13 protein-coding genes and 1 pseudogene are annotated in these 21,658 nt (G+C 63.5%); 7 read left to right on the top strand and 7 right to left on the bottom strand.

What is annotated here, in order from left to right; genetic code table 11:
- The first annotated feature begins 188 nt into the window (after positions 1-188).
- The 5 genes from AC0L18_RS24180 to AC0L18_RS24160 all read left to right on the top strand — a co-directional run bounded on the left by AC0L18_RS24180 (position 189) and on the right by AC0L18_RS24160 (position 7,129).
- On the top strand, positions 189-2,387 hold the full coding sequence (locus AC0L18_RS24180; RefSeq protein WP_473494531.1) for a GumC family protein: 2,199 nt from the start codon (positions 189-191) through the stop codon (positions 2,385-2,387).
- 123 nt (positions 2,388-2,510) lie between these two features.
- A complete protein-coding gene (locus AC0L18_RS24175) occupies positions 2,511-3,410 on the top strand; it encodes a bifunctional methylenetetrahydrofolate dehydrogenase/methenyltetrahydrofolate cyclohydrolase (protein ID WP_473494479.1) in 900 nt (299 codons plus the stop codon).
- Between the two features lie 19 nt (positions 3,411-3,429).
- Entirely contained in the window at positions 3,430-4,428 is a 999-nt protein-coding gene (locus AC0L18_RS24170) for a GlxA family transcriptional regulator (protein WP_473494478.1), read from the top strand.
- Positions 4,429-4,597: 169 nt separating this feature from the next.
- On the top strand, positions 4,598-6,256 hold the full coding sequence (locus AC0L18_RS24165; RefSeq protein ID WP_473494477.1) for a vWA domain-containing protein: 1,659 nt from the start codon (positions 4,598-4,600) through the stop codon (positions 6,254-6,256).
- A gap of 339 nt (positions 6,257-6,595) precedes the next feature.
- Positions 6,596-7,129: a dihydrofolate reductase family protein gene (locus AC0L18_RS24160; protein ID WP_473494476.1), complete on the top strand. Its 534-nt coding sequence runs from the start codon at positions 6,596-6,598 to the stop codon at positions 7,127-7,129.
- A 340-nt stretch (positions 7,130-7,469) separates the two neighbouring features.
- Here AC0L18_RS24160 and AC0L18_RS24155 read toward each other — a convergent pair whose 3' ends face one another.
- Complete coding sequence (locus AC0L18_RS24155) at positions 7,470-9,359, bottom strand: CHASE2 domain-containing protein (protein WP_473494475.1); 1,890 nt, start codon at positions 9,357-9,359, stop codon at positions 7,470-7,472.
- 5 nt (positions 9,360-9,364) lie between these two features.
- The gene (locus AC0L18_RS24150; RefSeq protein ID WP_473494474.1) at positions 9,365-9,901 is read right to left on the bottom strand and encodes a FecR domain-containing protein; all 537 of its coding nucleotides are present in this window, start codon (positions 9,899-9,901) and stop codon (positions 9,365-9,367) included.
- Positions 9,902-10,486: 585 nt separating this feature from the next.
- On the opposite strand from AC0L18_RS24150, the pseudogene AC0L18_RS24145 reads away from it, so the two are divergent.
- A pseudogene (locus AC0L18_RS24145) lies at positions 10,487-11,557 on the top strand (adenylate/guanylate cyclase domain-containing protein); the annotation flags it as partial.
- Positions 11,558-13,971: 2,414 nt separating this feature from the next.
- Here AC0L18_RS24145 and edd read toward each other — a convergent pair.
- From edd to zwf, 3 genes are all read right to left on the bottom strand, one after another.
- Positions 13,972-15,816 (bottom strand): phosphogluconate dehydratase, encoded by a 1,845-nt coding sequence (gene edd / locus AC0L18_RS24140; protein WP_473494473.1) that lies wholly within the window; start codon positions 15,814-15,816, stop codon positions 13,972-13,974.
- 65 nt (positions 15,817-15,881) lie between these two features.
- The gene (gene pgl / locus AC0L18_RS24135; RefSeq protein ID WP_473494472.1) at positions 15,882-16,598 is read right to left on the bottom strand and encodes a 6-phosphogluconolactonase; all 717 of its coding nucleotides are present in this window, start codon (positions 16,596-16,598) and stop codon (positions 15,882-15,884) included.
- Positions 16,580-18,049, bottom strand: coding sequence for a glucose-6-phosphate dehydrogenase (gene zwf, locus AC0L18_RS24130; RefSeq protein WP_023800301.1), 1,470 nt, complete (start codon positions 18,047-18,049; stop codon positions 16,580-16,582). The genes pgl and zwf overlap by 19 nt, the downstream gene beginning before the upstream one ends.
- Positions 18,050-18,358: 309 nt before the next feature.
- Here zwf and AC0L18_RS24125 point away from each other — a divergent pair, with 309 nt between their 5' ends.
- Positions 18,359-19,105 (top strand): SDR family oxidoreductase, encoded by a 747-nt coding sequence (locus tag AC0L18_RS24125; RefSeq protein WP_473494530.1) that lies wholly within the window; start codon positions 18,359-18,361, stop codon positions 19,103-19,105.
- Between the two features lie 107 nt (positions 19,106-19,212).
- Here the strand turns inward: AC0L18_RS24125 and AC0L18_RS24120 are convergent, their stop codons facing one another.
- Together AC0L18_RS24120 and AC0L18_RS24115 are read right to left on the bottom strand one after the other, a co-directional pair.
- Positions 19,213-20,049 carry an SH3 domain-containing protein gene (locus tag AC0L18_RS24120; protein WP_473494471.1) on the bottom strand — a complete coding sequence of 279 codons (837 nt, stop codon included), beginning with the start codon at positions 20,047-20,049 and terminating at the stop codon, positions 19,213-19,215.
- 228 nt (positions 20,050-20,277) lie between these two features.
- Positions 20,278-21,561 (bottom strand): NAD(P)/FAD-dependent oxidoreductase, encoded by a 1,284-nt coding sequence (locus AC0L18_RS24115; RefSeq protein WP_473494470.1) that lies wholly within the window; start codon positions 21,559-21,561, stop codon positions 20,278-20,280.
- Positions 21,562-21,658: the final 97 nt, after the last annotated feature.

Here is a 21,658-nt window from a genome sequence, read left to right as displayed (position 1 = left end):
ACAGCATAGGCCTGAAAGTTTAACGCGCGGTTCTGGGCGCTTTCGATGCTTTCAAGCAGGGCACAACCCTAGAGGGAAACCGTGTCTTCAAGGCTGGGAAATTAACCTTTTGTTTCCTATACTTGTTTAGCGTGGTTTAACGAATGGCTGACCGCGCGTCCAAGCCGCAAAGGGCAAGCTCCACGACAATGGTCGACAGGCAAACACGTGAAGATTGGAAGCGCGAGCGCTCCTTGCTGGCGCTCGGCCAGGCGTTGCGCGGCGAAGAAGAACCATCGCTGGTTGCGATCGGGGACCGGGCAGACCCGTCATGGCGCAACGATGCCGCAACGCGCCATCGTCTCGCGCGCTTACGCCGCGAGGGGCGAGCGCATCCGGACCTCTCGGCAACCCCGGAGCCCACGGCGACCCCGGAACGCTGGGTGACTCCGGAGTTACCGGCAAACGATGAAACAAGCCGGTTTCAAGCCGAGGATGCATCGGCTTCGGCCGCGCGGATGCCACCTGAGACCGACGAGCCCGTTGAAGCGGACCATGCGGAAGCCATGCCGCGGGAGGAGCCGGTTGCTGCCGCTGTTTCCGAGGACCGCCGATCCGATGCCGACCCCCGATACGCCGCGTTCGAGCCTCGATACGCCGCGTTTGAGCCTCGACACGCCGCACCCGAACCTCGATATGCCGCACCCGAACCCGGATATGCAGATGACGGGCGGCGGTCTTCCCGTCAGGATGACGACAGACAAGAATGGAAGCCGTTGATCGATCCGATGCAGGTCGTCCGCGGCATTGCCCGCTCGAAGCTGCTGATCGTCGCCATGACGATACTGGGCGCCACGCTTGGCGTCGGGATCGCGCTGTCGACGCCGAAGAAATACGAAGCCACCGCAGAGCTGATCGTCGACCCGCGCGACCTGAAGCTCACCGACCGCGACCTCACGCAATCCGTGGTTGCGTCCGACGCGACGCTGGCCATTGTCGAGAACCAGGTTCGCGTGCTCACCTCCGGTACCGTTCTGAACAAGGTCGTGGACAAACTCAATCTCGTCAATGATCCGGAGTTCAACGGGCAAGGTTCCGATGGGCTGGGGATGATGACGGTCATCCGGTCGGTCCTGTCGCGCAATGACGGGCCGGCTGCCGGTGAAGGTCGCCGCCGTGCGCTGGCCGTCGCCAATCTGGCCGAGAGCCTTGCGGTCGAGCGCGGCGGCAAGACCTTTGTCATCTCCGTCAGCGCCACCACGCAAAATGGCGAGAAGTCGGCGCTCATCGCCAACACGATGACGGATGTTTTTCTGCAGACCTTCGGTCAGATCCAGTCCGACACCGCTGGCCGCGCGACCAACGAGCTGACGGGCAGGCTCGACGAGCTGCGCAAGGGCGTGGAAGTGGCCGAGCGCAAGGTCGAGGATTTCAGGGCCGCGCACGACCTCGTCGACGCGCAAGGCCACCTGATCAGCGACGACGAGATGCTCAAGCTCAACCAGCAGCTGGCCATCGCCCGCGCGCGCACGCTGGAACTTAACGCCCGCGCGGCGTCGGCGCGCTCGATCGACGTGAATTCGGTTCTGAGCGGCACCTTGCCGGAGGAGATCAACTCCAACACCATGAGCGAGCTGCGCTCGCAGTATGCGACGCTCAAGCAGGAGGCCGACCGCGCCGCGATCCGGCTCGGCCCGCGCCATCCCGAACTCCAGGCGCTCAATGCCCAGCTTGCCGGATCGCGCGAGCGTATCGCCGGGGAACTGCGCCGCATCGCCTCGTCGCTGCAGGTCGACTTGAGGCGCGCCGTGCAGCTCGAACAGGATCTGGCCTCCCGGCTGGCACAGTTGAAGGTCCGTAGCGGCGACGTCAACAGCGACCTGGTCACGCTGCGCGAACTGGAGCGCGAGGCCGCCGCCAAACGCTCCGTCTATGAGCAATATCTTCTCCGCGCCAGGGAGACCGGCGAGCAGAAGGACATCAACACCGCCAACATCAACGTGATCTCCAGGGCGTTCGCCCCGCTCGAGCCAAACGGACCGTCGCGCGCCATGACGGTGCTTGCCGGCCTGCTGGCGGGGCTTGCTTCCGGTGTCGGCCTCGGCGCCATGCGCGGCGCTTATGCGAGCCTGCGCGAAACTGCCGATTCGCGGCCGCGCCGCCGGACAGAAGAGCGCCGGACACTCATTGAAGACAAAGCATACAAGGCGTCGCCGCCCGTTCCGCCCCATGCCGGACAAGTGCCTCATCCGCAGCAGCAGTATCGGCGAGCCTCGTCGGAGGAGGCAGATCAGGCTTCGAAAGCCGCTGAACAGCAAGCCTCCATCGAGGAAATCCGAGCCAGCTTGCGCAAATTCCGCGAAGCGGTTCGCGAACTCACCGAAAGCCGATCGCGGCGCTATTTCTGAGCGCCGAATAGAATAAAAGCCATCGGTTTCGAGTTAGCGGCATAAGACGGCGCTTTGACGGGATTGCCCGGTCGGATTTTCGTGAGAATGCCGCCCGAAGCAGAGCGATGTCGAGGATGGTTGATGGCCGAGTTGATTGACGGAAAAAGCGTTGCCGAAAGCGTGGTGCGGCGCGTCAAGGGCCTGACGATCGAACTGATGGAAAAGGGCGCGCACAAACCCGGTCTCGCCGTGGTCATCGTCGGCGAGGATCCGGCGAGCCAGGTTTACGTCGCCTCCAAATCCCGCACCGCCAAGGAATGCGGCTTTCATTCGGTCCAGCACACGCTGCCGGCCGAGATGTCCGAACTGGAACTGCTTGCTATCATCGGCGAACTCAACGCCGATCCCGGCATCAACGGCATCCTGGTGCAGCTGCCGCTGCCTGGCCATATCGATGCGGGCAAGGTCATCCAGGCAATAGCGCCGCAAAAGGATGTCGACGGCTTCCACTTCATCAATGTCGGCAAGCTCGGCACCGGCGAACTGGAGACGGCGTTCGTGCCTTGCACGCCGGCCGGCTCGATGCTGCTCATCGAGCGTGTGCGCGGCAAGGATCTTTCCGGGCTCAATGCGGTGGTCGTCGGCCGCTCCAATATTGTCGGCAAGCCGATGGCCAATCTTCTGCTTGCCGCCAACTGCACCGTCACCATCGCGCACAGCCGTACGAAGGACCTGGCTGAACTTGCGCGCACCGCCGACATTCTCGTTGCCGCTGTCGGCAGAGCTGAAATGGTCAGGGGTGACTGGGTCAAACCGGGCGCCACCATCATCGACGTCGGCATCAACCGCATCGCGGCGCCAGAAAAGGGTGAAGGAAAGACCCGTCTCGTCGGTGACGTCGCCTTTGCGGAAGCGGCCAGGACGGCCGGCGCCATCACGCCGGTGCCCGGCGGCGTCGGGCCGATGACCATTGCCATGCTGATGGCCAACACGCTAGCTTCCGCCTATCTCGCGGCCGGATTGAAACGGCCGTCTTTCTGAACCTGGAAAGCCCAAAGCTTTGCCGAACCTCACTGTTCCCCCAGAGCGGCCGGTCACCAATGATCCCATTCACGGCGGCCGGCAGTTCGGCTTCCTGCTGGTCGACAAGTTTTCCATGTTCTCGCTGGCCGCCGCAATCGACACGTTCCGGTCGGCGAACCGGCTGCTCGGCCACGACTTCTATGGCTGGACGACGGTGTCGGCCGACGGCGATGCCGTCATGGCCTCCAACGGCCTGCCGCTCAAGATCGACTACGCTGTCGCCGATCTGCCGCCGATCGATATTCTTTTCGTCTCGGTCGGGCTGACCACCGAGTTTCCCGGCAAGAGCAAGGTGCTGGCGGCGCTGCGCAGCTGGGGCCGGCGCGGCAACGCGCTCGGCGCACTGTCGGTCGGCTCCTACCTGCTCGCCGAGGCAGGCCAGCTCGAAGGCTATCGCTGCACCATCCACTGGGAAAACCGCGCCGGCTTCGTCGAACGGTTTCCCGACATCAACTGCACCGGCAATGTCTTCGAGATCGATCGCAAGCGTTATACCTGCGCCGGCGGCACCACCTCGATCGACCTGATGCTGGAGATCGTGCGCGGCGATTTCGGCTCGAGCCTCGCCAACGGCGTCGCCAACCAGTTTCAGCACGAGCGCATCCGCTCCGCCGGCGACCGCCAGCGCGTCGGCCCTGAGCGCGACCTGACCGGCAAATCGGAAAAACTGCGCCGCATCGTCGAGCTGATGGCCGACCATCTCGACGAGCCGCTGTCGGCGGTGCAGCTCGCCAAGTCGGCGGGCCTGTCGGTGCGCCAGGTCGAGCGGCTGTTCCTTCGCCACCTCAGTGTGACGCCCGGCCGCTATTACATGCGGCTCAGGCTTGAGCGGGCGCGCGAATTGCTGCGTCAGACCAACATGCCGATCCTCGACGTGGCGATCGCCACCGGCTTCACCTCACACTCCTATTTTGCCCAGAGCTACCGGCTGCAGTTTGGCCGGCCGCCTTCCGAAGAGCGGCGCACGACATATTGAGGGGTCTGGCGCAGTCACGCCAACCCCTCACGTGCCCCGGCGCGCCCGGGCTTGTATCCTGACGCGACGTCAAATAGCTTCCCCCGGCGGCACGGACTGGCGCGTGGACTGGCTGGCAGAAGCTGACTGGCTGCGACGAACTGGCGACCACTGACTGGGGGGAGATTTCATGGCGGGACTTGCACGGAGCATCGTTGCGGCGGCGCTCCTGTTGTGGATGACGACGCTCGGCCTTGCCGCCGACCGTGTCGTCATCGTTCTCGACGCCTCCGGTTCGATGTGGGCGCAGATCGACGGCAAGCCGAAGCTCGAAATCGCCCGCGAATCGCTGCGAACGGTGCTGCAATCGGTCCCCGCCGACAAGGAAATCGGCTTCATGGCCTATGGCCATCGCGAGAAGGGCAGTTGCGAGGACATCGAGCTCATCGTGCCGCCGCAAGCCGGCACGGCAGGCGCTGTTTCCACTGCCGCCGACAGCCTGAAATTCATCGGCAAGACGCCGCTGACATCAGCCGTCAGGCGGGCGGCCGAGGCGCTGAAATACACCGAGGACAAGGCCACCGTCATCCTGATCACCGACGGGCTCGAGACCTGCAAAGGCGACCCCTGCGCGCTCGGCAAGGAACTGAGGGCTGCCGGTGTCGACTTCACCGTAAACGTCGTCGGCTTCGGCCTGACCGCGGACGAGGGCAAGCAGGTTGCTTGCCTCGCCGACAACACCGGCGGCAAATACATCCAGGCGTCGGATGAGAAGGCGCTGCAGGACGCGCTGGTCGAGACCATCGCCGCCGCACCTGCACCGGCGCCCGAACCAGCGCCTGCGCCGCCGCCGGCCGCGCCGGAAAAACCGGAGTTCAACTTCATGCCCGCCGTGGTGCTCGCCGATGGCGGCGATCCCGTCACCGACGGCAATTCCTGGGAGATATTCAAGGCAAAGTCCGACGGCACGCGCGGCGATTACGTCGCCACCGAATACGGCGCCTACAAAGGCAGTCTGGAGCCGGGCGATTACGCAGTCGTGGCGCGCCATGGCGAGGCCAGGACCGAACAGAAGATCACGGTCGAGGCGGGCCAGGTCTACAAACCCCTGTTCGTGCTCGATGCCGGCACGCTCATCATTCATCCGCGGCCAAGCGAGGGAGCGGATGTGGCCGATGGCGCGGCTGTCGTGATCGCCTTTCCGGGCGTTGAAATGCCTGCGACCTATTATGGCGACACCAAGGTGGTGTTGCCGGCCGGCGATCAGAAAGTCACGGTCAGGATCGGGCAGGGCGAGGTTACCGAAACCATCCCGCTCACTGCCGGCAAGGTCGTCGACAAGGATATCGTCGTCGGCGTCGGCCGTGTCGTGGCCAACGCCTACTACATTGCCGGCGGCGACAAGGCCGACGGCTCGGGCATTGGCTTCAAGGTGTTCAAGGCAAAAAAGAAGATCGACGGAACGAGGCAAGAGGTGGCTTATGCCTATGGCCCCGATAGCAAGTTCGATCTGCCGCCCGACGACTATGTGCTGACGGCGACGGTCGACCTTGCCGTCGTCGAGCAGCCGTTCAGCGTCAAGGCCGGTGAGCACCAGGATCTGAAGATCGCCATCAATGCCGGCGTGCTGGCGATCACCGCGCCAGGGGCTTCGAAGATCGAGATTTTCGATGCGAAGAAGGACATCAACGGCAACCGCAAATCGCTCGGCTACGCCTATGACGAGAAATATCAGGCGGCGCTACCGGCCGGCGACTATGCCGTCGTCTCTGAAAAGCTGGACAACAGCTCGAAGGAAAGCACGGTGACCATCACAGCCGGCGAGCGAGCCGAGCTGACGGTGCAGTAGGGACATTTCGACGTCTAAAAAGGGGGGGGCGCGAAGCCCAGCCCCTGACCCAAATGTGGAACCCAAGTATCTTACAGCGCAATATTCGCTTGCAGCGCGGACGTTTCGCGCGGTTTAGCTTGCTGTAAGAATTTCCGCAAAAACATTCTGTTCGCCGGATCGTCGCAGAACATCCGGTTTTGCGACGTGGCAAATATCAGTCGCGAAACCGATTCAAAACTCGGGAATTTTGCGACAAGAACCGGATAACGACCCCACAAGAAAAAATTTCGGGCATGTGTCGGGGCGCTTGGCTGTCGTTCGTCTTGTATACCTGACGCGACGGGGAGATCTTGCAGCATGGCGAAGATCGTATTCGGAATGAACCAGTCCCTCGACGGCTATGTCGACCACGAGGAATTACCTGCGCCAAGTCCCGCGCCCTTTCGTCACTGGATAGAGCACGTGCGCGACCTGACCGGCAGTGTGTACGGTCGCCGCATGTACGAGGCCATGCGCTATTGGGACGAAGACCGTCCTGAGTGGAGTGCGGAGCAACACGAGTTCGCGGCGGCGTGGCGGCGCCAGCCGAAATGGGTTGTATCGCGCTCGTTGAAGTCGGTCGGTCCCAATGCCACGCTTTTCGCGGATGACGTCGAGGTAGTGATACGCAGGCTAAAGGCCAAGCTAACAGGAGAGATTTCCGCTTCCGGACCAGAGTTGGCGCAAAGCCTGACCGAAATGGGTCTGATCGACGAATACCGCCTCTACCTTCACCCCGTGGTGCTTGGTCGCGGCAAGCCCTTCTTCGCCGGCTCTCGGCCACCGCTCCGCCTTGTGGCCAGCGAGCGAATCGGCGGGGAAGTCATCAGGTTGACCTACGTTCCTGCCTGACTACAGACCAGCCGATGAGAAGGCGATGCATCGAAATCCCCCTTTCGGTTCAGCCTAGACGACGGCTGCGGGTGGGGAGATCGCCATTCGGCGGGGATCGGCCGAACGGCTTGGCTTAGGAGCGCCATTTGACGACCTTCATTGCGTTTCTCCAAACCTGCCGTTCGCGACCCTAAGCGGAAGCTCGTTCGCCCCGGCCGAATTCACGCCCATGACCCGAAGCTGCCTTCCGTCAATGCGGATTTTTTCTTTTCAGAATCTCCCGTTCGGGTTGGCCGAGGCCTCAGGCAGGATTCGAAGTGTCGCGGTCAAATGGGCGCCATTCAGACATTCCGTACCATCATTGTTCACGGGGCCTGGTATCCTGCAGCGTCTGCGAACTCTGCCACAGCCAGATTGCGAGCGAGCCTGAACGCCCGCGGACCTGTGCTTCCACAGGTCCTCTTAAAGCACCAGATTTGAACAACTCGCAGTCGCGGCCGGCGACTTGCAGCATTTCGTCGCTCACTGCGACTTCGGCATTTTGGCCGGCCGCGATCTCCATCAAGCGACTGGCGACGTTAACCGTATCACCCGTAGTCGCGATGTGCTGACGGCCTTTGCCACCGAGTCTCGACGCAACGATTGTTCCGTAATGCGCTCCGATCTTGAAGCCGAGCCTGGATGCAGTTGATGCGGGCAACGAGACGAGCCAGTTGTTGGTACGGCTGGAGAGCGCCGCGCAGCAACGGGCAGCATTGAAGGCATCATCTGTCGCTGCTTCCGGTAGACCGAACAGGATCATGGCTCCGTCACCCATGAAATTCGTGACAACGCCACCGCAGCTTGTCACCTCTTCGTCCACCAACGCATGGAACGTGTTCAAAAGTTCGCGTGTGGCGTTCGGCCCCAATGTTTCGCTCAGTCCGGTGAAACCGGACAGGTCAATGAATATGATGGCGGCGTCCCTCCGGAGAGGTTCCAGGAGAAAGTCGCCATGCTTCGCGAGCCACGCCTCAAAGCCCGGGGCCTGAACTCGTTGAAGCAATTCGCTCTGCGTGGCGAAATACTGGGCCTGGTTCCGGCCCAACCAAAGCTGCGCGGCCCCGAACAAAATAGCCGGTGGAACGGCGGCGGCCATCGGCAACGCCGCGCTCAGCCAGATATGGTGTGAGAATGCGGTCATATTGACCACGAACCAGATCACAACCACGCCGACGATCGCTGCAAGGCCGATGGCGTTGCGACGCCATGCCAACAGCCCCACAAGAACCACCGGCAGCACCACCGCAAAGCCGGCATCTGCAAGGCGAACGTACTGATCTCGCACTATGCCGTCGCCGGTCATCAGATGGGCAATGGCCGTCGACATGACCTCGACGCCTGGGAGCACGGGATCAAACGGTGTCGGGAAAACATCGCCGGCGCCGGTTGCAGTTGCTCCGATCACAACAATTCGATCCCGAATAACGCCGCCATCGACTTGGCCGCCCAGCACCGTCGTGGCGCTGATCGTGCGGATCGTGCCGCGGGGGCCATAGAATGTCAGAGGGAGTATGTGACCAATGTCCGTCCGAATCCGCTGTCCGCCCAGAGATAGATAGCCGGGCGCTATTCCCGGATCCTCTCCCACCGCCATGGCGGCAACGCGCAGGGAGAAAGACGCTTCCGTCCGATCTCCGGCCCGAAACAGCAACGGGACGAACCGAGGCGTTCCCGTCCAGTCGGTAACCACGTTCACGACGCCGACCGCGGCGATATCCGAGAACGCTTTCAGGGGCCACAAAAACTGCTTGGCATTCGGCACTCGGGCGAGAGGGCCATCGCCCTCGACTGCAATCGATTGTTTACCTCCCGAGTAGACCGCTGCAGCAGCGATTACGCTTGAAGTTCCACGCAGCGAACGCGCGAGCGCCTCATCATCATCTTTTGTCCCGGGATCGACCAGCAGCAGGTCGACCGCAATGGCTTTCGGCCCAAAGCGAGCTATCGTGTCGACAATCCGGGCAAGCGTGGCGCGGCTGAGCGGATAGCGGCCCTCGTTTCGGACCGCTTCGTCGTCTATCGCGACAATGGTAATCAGCTCCGGCGGCGTTGTGGTTCCCCGAACAAGCGTTCGAAGATCCGTCATCGTTGCTTCGACGCGATCGAGGCCCCACATGTTGCCGCGCCAGTGCGCAAAGCCAAGCCCGGCCCCCCAAAGACACGCCAGGACGAGCGCGATCAGCGTCTGAAGCGCTCGCCCGCTCATTTAGCTTACTGACCGAAACGCGCCATCAATGCCGAAACACGTGCGGCGGGCCAGCGCTTGACCGTCAGTGTGCCTGTTCCGGCCTCCACATCGACGCCTTCACCCGGCCCGAGGACTACGCCAGCATTGGACGCCGGCCTTTGCACGGCGACGCGACCTTTGACGACGAAGACAGAAGTCTTGCCTCGGGCAACGTCGACTGCCCATTTTGTACCTCGCACCGCGGCGATCGCCTGCGGGGTGACGACAGCGAAGCCACCCCGGACCCTGCCGGCTGGAGCATCGAGCAACAGCGCCTTGCGCCGTAATCTGACCGCATCGGCACTACCATTTCGATCACGGTCCACCAGTGCAAAACGAGCGCCGTCTTCCGCAATGATGGTAAGGCCTTGCCGGCATCTCAGAATTTGTCGGGACGTCCCTGCTACCAGTCGGAACGTACAGCCGGCGTTATTCGACTGCGCTGAAGCGGTATCCACCCAGAAGACACAGGCAAGCATGCAGGCCATCAGGCTCCGGAGATATCGGCCACTTGCGCTCATGAACGTCTCCTTGCTTTTGCGAGAATCTGCGGCAAGAAAATCTATGCATTGTCTTCTGCGGTCAGCTTGGCAGTATACTCATGCGTACGAACCGGCACTTGCAGCCGCGTTGCCTTAGAGGTAGCACGGTGCCGACCAGCGATCTTAGCACGATAGCTTGCTCCAACACCAAATAAGGCGACATCAAGCCGTTTGAGGCGGCCGCGATGCGAATGTCGCGCGGCGACGCTGCTGTTCGGCTCCTCTGCCAGAACGAGCAGGTCGCGCCAACAGGGGACATCCCCTTAGCCCGTGACCCTCGTGCTATCAGTGTGACATGCAGCCACGCCGGCCATGCGCCCTTCGGCTTATCCGGTTCAGATCGCGCGAAGGTCGCGGAAGCAAGACCTACGCCCCCACGACACCGCCGACAGTCGGACGAGCCACGCGCACCAGGAGCTCCCCATCGGCACGACGCTATTGCGGTGACCGGTTGAGCGACCTCCAATTCGGCAGCCCCTATCCCCCACGCTCGGCCGGCGGATGGCGCGCCCGAGTGATCTCGTGTAGGCTTGGCCCCGGAGGCAGCTTGCGCTGCACAGGTGGATGGACCGTCGCCTAGCCGCCGTGATGATCGCCGACGTCGTTGGCTATGGCCGTCTGAGCCAAGTCGACGAGGAGGGTACGCGCGCCCGCTTCCAGGCCAATCTCAAAGACATTTTCGAGCCCAAGATTGCCGCCCATCACGGCCGCCTCGTCAAGACGATGGGCGACGGCATCCTGGTGGAATTCCAAAGCGTCATCAATGCCTTGCGCTGCGCGGTCGACATCCAGCGCGCGGAAGGCGACCTAAACGCCGGCGCGCCCGCCGATGAGCGGCTGGAGTTCCGCATCGCCATCAATCTCGGTGACGTAATCGTCGAGGGCGACGATATCCACGGCAATGGCGTCAACATCGCCGACCGCCTGCAGGCCTTGGCGCGGCCGGGCGGTGTCGTGATTTCCGGGACCGCCTACGACCAGGTCACCAACCGGCTCGACGTGGGCTACGAGTACCTCGGCGAGCAGCGGATGAAGAACATCGTCGAGCCGGTTAGGGTCTATGGCGTTCTGACCGGCTTGACTTCCCCTGCGCCGGCCGCTGCCCCGCACGCGGGGAAAGTGGCGACGCGCCGATGGTTGTGGCCGGCCGTCGCGACGGCCCTCGTGATTGCGCTTGCGGGCGGAGCGGCCTGGTGGCGGCCATGGGCGCTCTCCCTTCCGCCGCCGCCGGCTGCGGAGGTCGCCCCCGTTGCGGCGGAGCAAGCCGGCCCGGCCGCCGCGTCTGCGTCGCCCGCCGCCGCAACGGCCTCGGAAAAACCGTCGCTCGTGGTGCTCCCGTTCGACAATCTTTCCGACGACAAGGAGCAGGGCTACGTCGCCGACGGCATCACCGAGGATCTCACGACCGAGCTGGCGCGCATCCCTGGGCTCTTCGTCATCTCGCGCAATGCCGCCTTCACCTACAAGGGCAAGGCAGTACAGCCGACCGTCATCGCCAAGGAGCTCGGCGTTCGCTACCTGCTCGAGGGTTCCATCCGCCGGGTCGGCGACGACATTCGCATCAACGCGCAGCTCATCGACGGCGAGAGCAGCGGACACATGTGGGCGGAACGCTTCGACGGCGCGTGGGGCGATGTTTTCATGCTGCAGGACGAGTTGGTCGGGCAGATCGCGACCGCGCTCAAGCTGCGGCTGGTCGAAAGCCAGCGCGCCGCCCAGATCGCCGGCGGCACGAGCAATCCCGCCGCCTATGAGGCTTGGTTGCGGGGATTGGAGCTCGAAAGCCGTGGGACGGAAGACGTCGCGAAGGCGGCGACCTACTACCAGCAGGCAGTCGCCCTCGACCCCGATTATGGGCGGGCCTGGGCTTCGCTCGCTTGGCTGCATTGGAGCACCCCCGGCCCCGAGCAGCTAACGGCGCTTGGCATCACCTGGGTCGAAAACCAGCGCAAACTCGACGAAGCCTTGCGGGAGGCCGAAAAGCGTCCCTCCCCAACCTACTATCAGATACTGGCGGAGCACCTCGTTCGGCAGCAGAAATCGGACGAGGCGATCGTGGCGTTGGAGAAGGCCATCGCGCTCGATTCGAGCGACGCCTGGAACTACGAGTCGATGAGCGCGGCGTTGACGTTTAACGGGCGGCCTGCGGAAGGGCGTGGCTACATCGACGCAGCGGCGCGTGTCGACCCGGCGTGGAACGGCTGGCGCCATTACCTGGTGGCCCTCGCTTACTTCTCGATGGATCGCTTCGACGAAGCCGTTGCGTCGCTCGAGAAGATCGAACCGCGGTCGGGCGAGTACGGCTGGTTCTGGAGCAACGTCTATGGCCTGATGCTGGGGATATCGGCCTACGGTCACCTTGGGCAGACCGACAAGGTCGCCACCCTCAGAGCGCGCCTCGATCCCATGTTGAAGGAATCCGACAATGGCCAGCTCACCGGTCTGCTGGCACAGGTATTCTTTGTGTACAGGAACGATGCCGATACCAAGCGGCTGCTCGAGGGGCTGCGGAAGGCGGGTGTGCCCGAGCTCTCCTTCGGGTTCGAACCGAAGTCGAAGGACCGGCTCACCGGCGAAGAGATCCGGAGGCTCACCTTCGGCCACCAGTTTGAAGGACGCCTGCTCAACACTGGGGAGCGATATTCGAGGACGACAGATGCCCACGGCTTCGCCCACATCAGGATCGGCCCGGACACAATCGACGCGCCCAACACGATCGAGGGTGACACCATCTGTCTCAACCAGATCCCGACCCACGGGCAACGAAGCTGTTCAGCGATATTCCGCAACCCAGGGGGCACCCCGGCTCAAAAGAACGAGTACCTGCTGTTCAACCAGTCGCGCCGCTTCGAGTTCTCCGTCGTGAAGGGAGCAGGCGAGGAATCCCCGGCGCAGGCCTACAGGTCGGCCGCCGAGGTCGCGCACGGCGGCGCGCTGCTCCACGACGAGGCGATCGCCAACCTGGAGCGCGCAGTCGAGATCGAGCCGAAGAACAGCGGGGACCTGTGGAGCGCTGCCAAATGGCTGATCCTCGCGGACCGAGCGCCGGATGCGCAAGCGCGCATCGATACTGCGATCGGGCTCGATCCCGGCTCGGAGGCAGCGAACTGCGTTGTAGCGGGGCTTCTGCGATTTGCCGGAGATCGCCTCGACGAAGCTGCCACAACACTCGAAAAGTGCGCCGCCGACCATCCCTACGATTCGGATGCCAGGCTTCTCCTGGTCGCGACCTACGGGCATCTTGGCCGCCCGGCCGAGGCGGCGCCGCACTACGTCAAGGTCCGCGCGGGCGAGCCGTGGACCATCATGTGGGCAGGCCAGAAGTTTCCGTTCAAGATGCCGGACGACGCCCGTCGCCTCCGCGAAGGTCTTCAGAAGGCCGGGGTCGCGGAGCTGCCGGAGCCCTACGATCCGGCGTCGGGCGATCGGCTGTCTGGAGACGAGATCCGGTCACTCGTCCTTGGGCACACGCTCAACTACCGCAACATCGGTGAGGAGCCGGGCATGAAGGCCTCGACCGCCTTTTCTAATGACGGCGTCGCTGCCCTGTCGCGCCCCGACGGTGTGCAGTCGGGGATCTATGTCAAGGAATGGGCTTCCGCCGTGGACGATCGCGCCATCTGCATCTCATGGCAAAGCTTCGGCCCCGAATGCGCCGCCATCTTTCGCAATCCGAACGGCACCGCAGCCGGAGAGAACGAGTTCCTTTGGATCAACGACATCAATCCGTGGTCGTTCTCGATCGCCAAGTGACCGTGCCCTGCACATCCACCTTGGCCTGGGGCACTATTCGACTATGTCTGGAACGGGTCATCAATACAGGTGCGCTTAACGTCCGGTTCCGTGAAGGAAAGTAGGCCTCGGAATGTCCCGAAAGGGCCATGGGCGTGAATTCGGCCGGGGCGAACGAGCTTCCGCTTTAGGTCGGACTTTGCCGTTTCTGAAGACGCAGAAGCCCTCGATCCCGCTCCCCCGCCTGCATCGGCTACGAAAGGCAAAATAGCGTAGCAATCGACGGCCAGCGTCAGACGGCCGCGAGCCGCCCTTTTTCACTGAAGTGCGAATTCCGCCACGTTGTTTCCGAATGCGCTGGCGCCGTGGTCGGCACGGCCGACCATTTGCCGCAACCCGGCGAAAAGCTCGCGGCCAAAACCGAATTCATTGCCGACAAGATCGCTGTCCGCCGCCCGGCGCAGCGCGAAATCGCCTGCCGGCACCAAGACTTCCAGCGTACCGGCGTCGGCGTCGAGCCTGATGATGTCGCCGTCATGGATCCTGGCGATCGGCCCGTCCTCGACCGCCTCCGGCGTCACATGGATCGCCGCCGGCACCTTGCCGCTGGCGCCCGACATGCGCCCGTCGGTGACCAGCGCCACATGCTGGCCGCGATCCTGCAGCACGCCGAGCACGGTGGTCAGCTTGTGCAACTCCGGCATGCCGTTGGCTTTCGGGCCCTGGAAGCGGATGACGGCGATGAAATCGCCGGTCAACGTGCCGGCCTTGAACGCCTCGTTGAGCCCTTGCTGGCTGTCGAAAACCTTGGCCGGCGCCTCGATGATGCGCCGTTCCGGTTTCACGGCGGAAGTCTTGATGACGGCGTGGCCGAGATTGCCTGACAGCATTTTCAGCCCGCCCGTCGGCTGGAACGCCTTCTTGAACGGCGCCAGCACCTTCTCGTCGCCGCTTTCGCGGGGCGAGGCCTCGCGCACCACGCCGCCATCGGCGCCGAGCTTGGCCTCGACCGCATAAGGCCGCAGCCCTTCGCCCCAAACCGTCTGGACGTCCTCGTGCAATATTCCCTCGTCGAGCAGTTCGCGGATCAGGAAGCCGAGCCCGCCGGCTGCGTGGAAATGGTTCACGTCGGCAAGGCCGTTCGGATAGACCCGCGCCAGCAGCGGCACGGCTTCCGAAAGGTCCGAAATATCCTGCCAGCTGATGGCGATGCCGGCCGCGGCCGCCATGGCGATCAGGTGGATGGTGTGATTGGTCGATCCGCCGGTGGCGTGCAGGCCGACGATGCCGTTGACGAACGAGCGCTCGTCGATCATCCGGCCGACCGGCGTGTAGGCGTTGCCGAGCGCGGTGATGGCCAGCGCCCGCTTCGTGGCCTCCCGGGTCAGCGCGTCGCGCAACGGCGTGCCGGGGTTGACGAAGGAGGCGCCCGGCGTGTGCAGGCCCATGATCTCCATCAGCATCTGGTTGGAGTTCGCCGTGCCGTAGAAGGTGCAGGTTCCCGGCCCGTGATAGGATTTGGACTCGGCCTCGAGCAGTTCGGCCCGTCCTGCCTTGCCTTCGGCATAGAGTTGGCGGACCTTGGCTTTCTCGTCATTGGGCAGGCCCGTCGTCATCGGCCCGGCCGGGATGAACACCGCCGGCAGATGGCCGAAGGTCAGCGCCGCGATCACCAGCCCCGGCACGATCTTGTCGCAGACGCCGAGATGGACGGCGGCGTCGAACATGTTGTGCGACAGGCCGATCGCCGCCGCCATGGCGATCACGTCGCGCGAGAACAGCGACAGCTCCATGCCGGGCTGGCCCTGGGTGACGCCGTCGCACATCGCCGGCACGCCGCCGGCGACCTGGGCAATGCCGCCGGCCTCGCGCGCCGCGTCCTTGATCAGCGCCGGAAATGTCTCGAAAGGCTGATGCGCCGACAGCATGTCGTTATAGGAGGTGATGATGCCGAGGTTCGGCACGCGGTCGCCGCCCAATGCCAGCTTTTCCGAAGGGCTGCACACGGCAAAGCCGTGGGCGAGGTTGCCGCAGGACAGCACGGCCCGGTTGGCGGTGCGGCTCGATGCCTCGGCGATGCGGCCGAGATAGGCCTCGCGCCCCGGTCTGGAGCGTTGGCGGATGCGCTCGGTGATGGCTTCGATGTCGCGTCTCGCGGTCATGGCGTCGGTCCTTTCAGGCGAGTTCCGCAAACACGGTCCGTGCGGGACCCCTTGGCAAGTTGAAATCAGGGTGCCCAGAAAACCTGTACGGGTCTCTCGGCTGCGTCGAGCACGGCGCGAATGGGCTTTCGCGTTTCCGATGCCATCGCGCATTCGAATGCCGTGCGCTTGTCCTCACCCTCGATGTGCAGCGCGACGAAGCCGGCCCTGACGATCCGCGCCAGCGACAGCGTCAGCCGCGGCTCGCCGGCGCTTGTCGCGTGAACCGGGAGCACGACCCTTTCCGAGGACGGGTCGAGCAGTGTTTCCAGATTGTCGGCGTCAGGAAAAAACGACGCGGTATGGCCATCGGTTCCCATGCCAAGCACGACCACATCGAGCGGCCAGGGCAGCGACCGCAACATCCTGCTATCGGCCTCCGACGTATTGCCGACGCTTTCTGCCTCTTGGTAGAGCGGCACGAAACGTGCGGCTGCGGCGGCGTGTTGCAGAAGATTGGCGGCGACCAGCCCCGCATTGGAGCGCGGCGAGGAGACCGGCACGCAACGCTCGTCAACCAGCGTCACCGTGACCTTGTTCCAGGCGATCGGGATGCTCGAAAGCGATGCGAAAAATTTCGCCGGCGTCGTGCCGCCGGAAACGGCGAGCAATGCCGTGCCGCGCTCATCAATCGCAGTGGTCAGGCGGCCTGCGACGTGGCCGGCAAGTGCAGCCGCCAGATCCTGGCGTTCGGCAAATGCGTGCCAGTTGTAGGCGTCGCTGTTCAATTGCTCTCGTGCCATGTCCGCCCGTCGCGTTCGATCAGCGCAATCGAGGCAGAGGGGCCCCATGTACCGGCGGTATAGCCCTGCGCCTCCTGCCTGGCGCCTTCCCATGCGTCCTGGATCGGGTCGATCCATTTCCACGCCGCCTCGACCTCGTCGCGGCGCATGAACAGCGTCTGGTTGCCACGGATGACGTCCATGATCAGTCTTTCATAGGCGTCGGGGGCGCGGCCGTCGAAGGATTGCGCGAAGCTCATATCGAGCGGGATCTGGCGCAGCCGCATGCCGCCAGGCCCCGGATCCTTGATCATGATGAACTGCTTGACGCCTTCGTCGGGCTGCAGCCGGATGACCAGCTGGTTGGCCGAGATCGGCCCGGCACTGTCGCCGAAGATCGAATGCGGGATCGGCTTGAATTCGATGACGATCTCCGAAACGCGTGTCGCCAGCCGCTTGCCCGTCCTGAGATAGAACGGCACGCCCGCCCAGCGCCAGTTGCCGATTTCGGCCTTGAGCGCAACGAAGGTCTCGGTGTTGCTGTTCTTGCCGAGCTCCTCGACATAGCCTTTCACCGGCCCGCCGGCCGAGGCCCCGGCACGGTATTGGCCGCGTACCGTGTGCTTGGGCGCTTCATTGCCGTTGATGCGTTTCAGCGCGCGCAGAACCTTCAGCTTTTCGTCGCGTACCGCGTCGGCGTCCATCGACGACGGCGCCTCCATGGCGACGAGGCAGAGAAGCTGCAGCATATGGTTCTGCACCATGTCGCGCAGCGCGCCCGCCTTGTCGTAATAGGTGACGCGGTCTTCGAGGCCGACGGTCTCGGCCACGGTGATCTGCACATGATCGACATTGGCGGAATTCCACAGCGGCTCGTAGAGCGCATTGGCAAAGCGAAGCGCCATCAGGTTCTGCACCGTTTCCTTGCCGAGATAGTGATCGATGCGGAAAATCTGGCTTTCATGGAAGTCGTCGCCGACCACATCGTTGAGCTGGCGCGCCGAGGCGAGATCGCGCCCGATCGGTTTTTCCAGCACGATGCGCGAGTTCGGCGTGATCAGCCCATTCTCTTTCAGCTTGTGTGAGATGTCGCCGAACAGCGCCGGCGCAACCGCCAGGTAGAAGGCACGGATGCATTCGCTGTCGCCGATCGCCGTCTTCAATTTGTCGAAGCCCGCGCCGGTCGTCGCGTCAGCCGAGACGTAGGAAAGCCGGGCAAGGAACGTCTCCAATTCCGCGGCGTCGATATCGGCCGGTTTCACATGGTCGGAAATCGCCTGCCTGGCGAAAGCCTGGAATTCCTCGTCGGTCATTTTCGAGCGCGACGTGCCGATGATGCGCGTCGGTTCGGAAAACTGATGGCCGCGCTGGCGATGATAGAGTGACGGCAAAAGCTTGCGTTCCGACAGATCGCCGGTGCCGCCGAAGATGATGAAGTCGAAAGGGTCGACGGGAATGATCTGGCTGGTCATGGTCTGTCCGCTCTGACGCCGCTCGCTGGTGTACGCGTGGATATAATCTAATCGATTTAGATTTTCCAGTGACACGGCGTCACATCCCCGGGGCCAATCGGATGCGTGCCGATTGTCCTGAGGTGTGCCCTTGACACTGGCGCAACCCGGACGCTTGTCGGCGAGGTGGTTCCGGGAGGCCTTCGCAGGTGCAGCATAGAGCGGGATCGAGGCGAAAGCCAAAGGAGAAATCGAGAGTATGTTGATCTTTCGGCGGCCATTGCCGGAGGCTGCCGGAGCGGGGAGTCTTCAATCATGAGTGAGAAAGCCATGCGCCTGGAAAGCAAAGTTGCCATCATCACCGGTGCCGCGTCAGGCTTCGGCGAGGGCATGGCCAAGCGTTTTGCCGAGGAGGGCGCCAAGGTTGTTGTCGCCGACCTCAACGCCAAGGGCGCCGAACGCGTCGCCAACGAGATCGGCCGGGCGGCGATCTGGACCCAGACGGACGTCTCGACCCGTTCCGAGTTCGACGAGATGGTCTATGCCGCAAAGAGTGCCTTTGGCCGCATCGACATCATGGTCAACAATGCCGGCTACACCCATCGCAACGGCGATATGCTCGAGGTCGACGAGACGACCTTCGATCTGATCACGGCCGTCAACATGAAGGCGATCTACCACGCTGCTCTGGCGGTCGTGCCGGTGATGGATAGGCAAGGCGGCGGCGTCATCCTGACCACGGCCTCGACCGCCGGCATCAGGCCGCGACCCGGCCTCACCTGGTACAATGCGTCGAAGGGCTGGGCGATCACCGCGACCAAATCCATGGCGGTGGAGCTCGCGCCGAAGAACATCCGCGTCAACTGCCTGTGCCCGGTTGCCGGCGAGACCGGCATGCTGGAGAAATTCATGGGCGCCGACACACCCGAAATCCGCGAGAAATTCCGCGCGTCGATCCCGCTTGGCCGGCTTTCGACGCCGCTCGACATAGCCAACGCGGCGCTCTGGCTGGCTTCGGACGAGGCGGCCTTCGTCACTGGCGTGGCGCTGGAGGTCGACGGCGGACGGTGCATCTGAGCTGTCCGGCCCTGTCGGTTTCAAGTTTGACCTGACCGTCCCTCGCTCGCGGGCGGTTGATTGCGGCAGCCAAATGAGCCGTGGGCAACGTCAAAGAACGGCCGATGCTACGCGCCGGTCTTGACGAAGCTCTTGTAGATCCAGCCGCGTTTGCCGTTGTAGACGATCTGGCACCATTTCTTGCAGCCCATCACCTGAACCGAGGTCTTGGCGGGAATGGTGACGATGGCGGCCGCACTGTTCTTCGGACCGGTGCGCATGGTGACGCCCCTGAGGATACGTCCTGCCGCGCTCGCTGGCTTGGCCTCGACTTTGGCCTGGGCGCCATCCTTCTGTGTCGCGGCCGGCAGCGGCTTCGGGGTCGAGATGGCGGCGGTTGGCGCACCGTCCGTCGCCGCCTTGGCGGGAGCAGCGACTTTGGCAATCAATGCTGCCACTTTGGTTTTCGCTGCCGGATCGGCGAATGCCGCCGCGGTGGACGGCTTGTCTGCTTTTTCAGCCTGGCCCGCCGTCTGGCCGCCCCCCGTCTGGCCGGATGTGGTCTTCGGTCCCGATCCTGTCCAGCGGGGATCATTGGGCGCCAGCGCCGCTATCTCGGCCTTCGCTGCAACCACCGCCGACGAAATCGCATCGGTCTTGCTCGCAGCCTGCTGCGCCGCTTCTATCCTCGCGGCCGCGGCCGCGGCCGGCACGATCCTTGTTGTTTTCACCGGAATGCTGGAAACGATCTGCTCGGGACTCGCGACCGCTTGTCTCTCAGTGGCCGGCAATGCCAGCCATAGCGCCATCGCTGCCACGCCAAGTAGCGCTGCTGTTCCAAACGCGGCGATGACCAGATGCAGGTTCGACCGGATTTGCCGCCAGAACCTGGGCTGCATGTCGTAGCCAAACTGCATCGCAAAGCGCCGTCGTTCCGGCGCGCCGAAACTGAAGGGCTCTCTCACTCTTACAACCTCCATTTGCGGGCCAACGTTCTTACGACCTGTGCCGGGAAACCGGCATCTGGTCGGCATCGGTCCCAATCCAACGCGGGCAGGCCCGCAAAATCCCCCTTCGACTGCCCAGAACCGGCATCCTTTGCCGGCGATTGTGGCATCACTGCGCCCTTGCGGTGCGGATTCTGCACCTTTACGATCGATTCTGCAACTTGCAAGGGATTTTGCAACCTGTGGTTATATGCGGTCCCTCAAGGCATACCAGTTGAGCGCAAGAAACAGCAGAGGCGCGCGCAAGCGCCGGCCACCGGGAAAGGCCGGGATGTTCAGGTCCTCGATCAGCCTCAGCCGGTCCCGGTTGCCGGCGACGGTTTCGGCATAGAGCTTGCCGAAAAAGTTCGACAGCATGACGCCGTGGCCGGAATAGCCGCCGACCGAGATCACATTGGGCATCACCTCGCGCACGAACGGTTTTCTCGGCATCGTGATGCCGACATAGCCGCCCCAGCCATGAGTGATCTCGACATCCCTGAGGTCAGGGTAAAGCTCGGCGATCTGCCGGCAGATGTGGACATGGATGTCTTTCGGATCGTTGACCGCGTAGATCTCGCGCCCGCCGAACAGCAGCCGCCCATCCGTCGATTTGCGGAAGTAGCGCACGACGAAGCGGGAATCGTCGACCGCCTCACCGCCCGGCAACACGTTTGAATCCCCAAGCGGCACCGTCGCGCCGATGAAGGAGCCGATCGGCATGATATGCGCGGCACTGATCGGCTCGAGCGTGCCGCCATGGGCGTTGACGCCGATCAGACATTTCTCGGCTGATATCGTGCCTTTCGGCGTCGTGACCCTGACCTTGCCGCCAACGGACGCGATGGCGGTCGCCGGCGTCTGCTCGAACAGCTGCGCGCCTGCCTGCGCCGCCACTTTTGCCGTGCCGATCACCAGCTTCAGCGGATGGATGTGCCCGGTGCCGGTGTCGCGGGTGCCGCCGAAATAGCGCGCCGAGCCCAACCGCTCCGCCGTCTCCCTGGCGTCCATGAAGCTGATGTGAGGATAGCCGAAGCGGTTCGCCATGATCTCGGCATGCGCCTTGTAGTCGTCGACATAGCGCTGCTTGTGCGCCACCGACATCTGGCCTTGCATGTAGTCGATCTCGATCTTGTTGACGGCGGCGAATTCGAGGAGATGCGCCTTGGCCTCTTCGGCGAGTTCGAACAGCGCCTTGGCCCGGGAAAAGCCGTATTCCGCTTCGAGCTCCTCGGCCCAGGCGCGCTGACCGGTGCCGAGCTGGCCGCCATTGCGGCCCGATGCGCCGTCGCCGAAACGATGCGCTTCGACCAGCACGACATTGCTGCCGGCCCTGGCGAGGTGCACCGCCGCCGACAGGCCGGTAAAACCGCCGCCAACGACGACGACGTCGCAGCTCAGGTCACCGTCGAGCGCCTTGTATTCGGGCCGTGGACCGGCCGTGTCCTCATACCAGGACCGGCCGGGGGAGATTGGGGATTGGTAGGGCATGATGCTCGAGTAGGGGAGTAGGGGAATAGGGGAATAGGGGAATAGGGGAGTATGGCAGTAGGGCATTAGGTCATTATGGAAGTATGGAATTAGGGCA

The organism is Mesorhizobium sp. WSM4819, from assembly GCF_055811215.1.
This window is presented reverse-complemented; position numbering and strand designations above follow the sequence as displayed.

What these genes read in the sequence shown, in the direction of transcription:
- AC0L18_RS24180 (WP_473494531.1), top strand. Translation starts at nt 189, where the DNA reads ATGGTCGACAGGCAAACACGTGAAGATTGGAAGCGCGAGCGCTCCTTG.
- AC0L18_RS24175 (WP_473494479.1), top strand. Translation starts at nt 2,511, where the DNA reads ATGGCCGAGTTGATTGACGGAAAAAGCGTTGCCGAAAGCGTGGTGCGG.
- AC0L18_RS24165 (WP_473494477.1), top strand. Translation starts at nt 4,598, where the DNA reads ATGGCGGGACTTGCACGGAGCATCGTTGCGGCGGCGCTCCTGTTGTGG.
- AC0L18_RS24160 (WP_473494476.1), top strand. Translation starts at nt 6,596, where the DNA reads ATGGCGAAGATCGTATTCGGAATGAACCAGTCCCTCGACGGCTATGTC.
- AC0L18_RS24155 (WP_473494475.1), bottom strand. Translation starts at nt 9,359, where the DNA reads ATGAGCGGGCGAGCGCTTCAGACGCTGATCGCGCTCGTCCTGGCGTGT.
- AC0L18_RS24150 (WP_473494474.1), bottom strand. Translation starts at nt 9,901, where the DNA reads ATGAGCGCAAGTGGCCGATATCTCCGGAGCCTGATGGCCTGCATGCTT.
- edd (WP_473494473.1), bottom strand. Translation starts at nt 15,816, where the DNA reads ATGACCGCGAGACGCGACATCGAAGCCATCACCGAGCGCATCCGCCAA.
- pgl (WP_473494472.1), bottom strand. Translation starts at nt 16,598, where the DNA reads ATGGCACGAGAGCAATTGAACAGCGACGCCTACAACTGGCACGCATTT.
- zwf (WP_023800301.1), bottom strand. Translation starts at nt 18,049, where the DNA reads ATGACCAGCCAGATCATTCCCGTCGACCCTTTCGACTTCATCATCTTC.
- AC0L18_RS24125 (WP_473494530.1), top strand. Translation starts at nt 18,359, where the DNA reads ATGCGCCTGGAAAGCAAAGTTGCCATCATCACCGGTGCCGCGTCAGGC.
- AC0L18_RS24115 (WP_473494470.1), bottom strand. Translation starts at nt 21,561, where the DNA reads ATGCCCTACCAATCCCCAATCTCCCCCGGCCGGTCCTGGTATGAGGAC.